The sequence below is a fragment of the Streptomyces sp. FH025 genome, from assembly GCF_017427025.1.
GTDB lineage: Bacteria > Actinomycetota > Actinomycetes > Streptomycetales > Streptomycetaceae > Kitasatospora.
Genome location: NZ_JAFLNG010000742.1, coordinates 1 through 3,631 on the forward strand (window position 1 = coordinate 1; position 3,631 = coordinate 3,631).

Below are 3,631 nucleotides of genomic sequence, written 5' to 3' on the forward strand. Positions count from 1 at the left end.
GGCGCCAACCCGTACGCGACCCCGACCCACGGCGTCCCGGCCGCCGGCGCGCAGGAGCCCTACGGGGCGCAGGAGCCGTACGGCGCTCCGGCCGCCCCCGCGCCCGCCGCGCACGGCCACCACCCGTTCGGCGCCGGCCAGCCCCTCGGCGGCTGGGGCCCCACCCACGACGCCACCTCCGGCGGCGCGGGCTACCCCGGCGGCCCGAACGGCCCGCTCGGCTACCCGGCCGACTACCCCGGCGGCCCGACCGGCCCCGGCGGCCCGCGCCGCAAGCGCGGCGGCCTGGTCGCCCTGCTCGCGGCCGTGGCACTGGTCGCCGGTGTGGCCGGCGGCGCGATCGGCGTGGTCGCCACGAACCCCAGCAACAGCAGCAGCTCGGCGGACGACCACCGCAGCACCACCGTCCAGGCCAGCAACACCCAGAAGAACGAGCCCGTCCCCGGTTCGATCGCCGCCATCGCGCAGAAGGCGCTGCCCAGCGTCGTCACCATCAAGGCCCAGGGCAGCACCGAGTCGGGCACCGGCACCGGCTTCGTCTTCGACACCGAGGGCCACATCCTCACCAACAACCACGTGGTCGCGCCGACCCTCAACGGCGGCAAACTGACCGTCAAGTTCTCCGACGGCACGTCGTACAGCGCCTCGGTGCTGGGCCACGCCGAGGGCTACGACGTCGCCGTGATCAAGATCGACAACCCGCCGAAGAGCAAGCTGGCGCCGCTGCCGCTGGCCGACTCCGACAAGGTCAACGTCGGCGACGCGACCGTCGCGATCGGTGCGCCGTACGGCCTGGAGTCCACCGTCACCAGCGGCATCGTGAGCGCCAAGGACCGCCCGGTGGCCTCCGGGGACGAGACCGGCTCGCAGGCCTCGTACATGAACGCCCTGCAGACCGACGCCTCGATCAACCCCGGCAACTCCGGCGGCCCGCTGCTCGACTCCAGCGGCGCGGTGATCGGCATCAACTCGGCGATCCAGTCCAACGCCTCCGCCAACGGCCGGGCCGGCAGCATCGGCCTGGGCTTCGCCATCCCGATCAACCAGGCCAAGTGGGTCGCGGACACCCTGATCAAGACCGGCAAGCCGGTCTACGCCAAGCTCGACGTGCTGCGCAACGACGACTACAAGGGCGACGGCGCGCAGATCCAGACCCGCGACATCCAGGGCCAGCCGGCCGTCACCCCCGGCGGCGCGGCCGACAAGGCCGGCCTCAAGCCGGGCGACGTCATCACCAAGCTCGGCGGCGTGCCGATCGAGAACGGCCCCGCCCTGGTCAGCCGGATCTGGACGCACAAGCCGGGCGAGACCGTCGACGTCGAGTACACCCGCAACGGCCAGACGTACACCACCAAGGTCACCCTCGGCCAGCGCGAGGGCGACCAGTGACCCTCGCGCCCGCGGAATCGTGTGCACCGAACCCCGCCGGACCCGTTAGGCTGACCTCCGCCTGGAGAGCTGCCCGAGCGGCCTAAGGGAACAGTCTTGAAAACTGTCGTGGCGTGACCCGTCACCGTGGGTTCGAATCCCACGCTCTCCGCTGGTAGGAGAACCACCTGCTCAGGGCGGGTGCCGAGACCACTCGGCACCCGCCCTCGGTGTTTCCGGGGTGCTCCGGCGGCCGGGGTTGACCCTGACACCGTGGGAGGCGGTGGAGTGGAGGCACCATGTTGAACATCGGAGACTTCGCCAGCCACGGCCGGGTGTCGGTGCGGATGCTGCGCCACTACGACGCCATCGGGCTGCTCAGGCCCGCCCGGGTCGACCCCGCCACCGGGTACCGCTTCTACGAGGCGGGCCAACTAGCCCGGCTGAACCGGGTGATCGCGCTCAAGGAGCTCGGCTTCACGCTGCAACAGGTGCGGGCCGTCCTGGACGAGCAGGTGGACGTGGCCGAACTGCGCGGGATGCTGCGGCTGCGGCGGGCCCAACTCGCCGAGGCGATCGCGGCGGACGAGCAGCGGCTGGCCCGGGTGGAGGCGAGGCTCCGGACGATCGAGAGCGAGGGAAGCATGTCCCAGCACGATGTCGTGGTGAAGCCCGTGCCGTCCGTCCGGGTGGCCCAACTGGCCGGCGTGGCAAGGAGTTACGAGCCCGAGGACATCACCCCGGTGATCGGCCCGCTGTTCGACGAGCTGTGCCGTCGGGTGGCCGGGGCCGGGATCGGGGAGGTCGGCCCGTCCGTCGCCCGCTACGAGGACTCGCCGGAGGGCGACGGCTCGGTGGTCATCCGGGTCGGGGTGCAGGTCGCGTCCTCGGTGAAGGAGGGCCGGGACGACTTCGAGGTGGTCGACCTGCCGCCGATCGAGGAGGCGGCGACCATCGTCCACCGCGGCTCGATGGACGAGGCGGTGGGCAGTTTCCAGGCGCTGGCCCGCTTCATCGACGAGAACGGCTACCGCTCGGTCGGCTATGCCCGCGAGCGCTACCTGGAGGTCCCGCAGGACGTGTCCGGCTGGGTCGTCGAGCTCCAGGAGCCGGTGGTCCGCCGGTAGCGGGCGTTTGCCCTCGACCCGGTCGAGGGTCCTAGCCTCGCCCGGCATGACGACTGCCACCGCCACCGGCGCGCTGCCCCGGTCGTACCTGTGCTGGCTGGCGGGTACCCAGGCCGGGCTGCTGGGCGACGCCGCGCTGTACTTCGCCCTCGGCTGGGCCGCCTCCGCGCACGGCGGCGGCGCGGCCGGGCTGGTCCTGACGGCGATCACCGTGCCGCGTACGGCGCTGGTCCTGCTGGGCGGCGCGGTGGCGGACCGGTTCGGCGCCCGTCGGGTGATGCTCGTCGGGACCACGGTGATGCTCGGTGCGACCGCCGCGCTGGCGCTCGCGGTGGCCGGCCGCGGCGCGCCGCTGTGGCTGCTGGTCGTGGCGGCCGCCGTGATCGGGACGGTCGACGCCTTCCACCTCCCGGCGAGCGGCTCGATGCCGCGCCGGCTGGTGCCCGCGGACCGGCTGCCCCGGGCGCTCGCGCTGCGGCAGGCCGGTGGGCAGGTCGCCGTGCTGCTCGGGGCGCCGCTGGGCGGCCTGCTGGTCGCCGTCGGCGGGCTGTCCGGCGCGGCGGCGGTGGACGCGGTGAGCTTCGGGGTCGTTCTGCCGGTCCTGCTGCGGGTCCGACCGCGGGAGGACGGACCCGCCCCCGCCGCGCGGACGGGGCTGGTGCGCGAGGCGGTGTCCGGCGTCCGGCTCGCCCTGGGCGACCCGCTGCTGCGGGTGGCGCTGCTGCTCACCGGTGCCGCCGCCGGGGCGCTGCTGCCGGTGGTGTCCCTGCTCGGGCCGCTGCTCGCCCGGGCGCACGGCTGGACGGCGGGGACGGCCGGGCTGGTGACGGGCGGTCAGGCGACCGGGGTGCTCGCGGTGGCGGTCCTGGTCGCCTGGCGCGGCGGGTCGGCCCGGGCGGGCGTCGGGGCCGCGGCCGGGCTCGGTACGGCCTCGGCGGGCATCGCGCTGCTGGCGCTGGCCGCGGATCCGGCGGTGGCGGTGGGCGGCGGCACGGTGGCCGGGGTCGGCTCGGGGCTGTTCGCCTGCCACCTCGGCCCGCTGGTGCTCGGCGCCGCGCCGCCGTCCCACCTCTCCCGGGTGCAGGCGCTGTTGACGCTGGTGCAGAGTGCCGCCCTGGTGCTGTCCAACGGCCTGC

General features: G+C 74.6%; 3 protein-coding genes and 1 tRNA gene. All 4 read left to right on the plus strand.

Annotated features, from left to right (window positions below; genetic code table 11):
* Positions 1 to 1,389 (plus strand): S1C family serine protease (locus J0670_RS33065; protein ID WP_243437872.1); only part of this gene is annotated, 1,389 nt, incomplete at its 5' end.
* Between the two features lie 63 nt (positions 1,390 to 1,452).
* A tRNA-Ser gene (locus J0670_RS33070) sits at positions 1,453 to 1,540 on the plus strand.
* Positions 1,541 to 1,667: 127 nt separating this feature from the next.
* Positions 1,668 to 2,495, plus strand: coding sequence for a MerR family transcriptional regulator (locus J0670_RS33075; protein WP_207815857.1), 828 nt, complete (start codon positions 1,668 to 1,670; stop codon positions 2,493 to 2,495).
* Between the two features lie 46 nt (positions 2,496 to 2,541).
* Positions 2,542 to 3,631: MFS transporter (locus J0670_RS33080; RefSeq protein WP_207815859.1), on the plus strand; the 1,090-nt coding region annotated here is incomplete at its 3' end.

Excerpts from the sequence above, each read along its gene's own strand:
- J0670_RS33075 (WP_207815857.1), top strand. The coding sequence starts at position 1,668 with ATGTTGAACATCGGAGACTTCGCCAGCCACGGCCGGGTGTCGGTGCGG.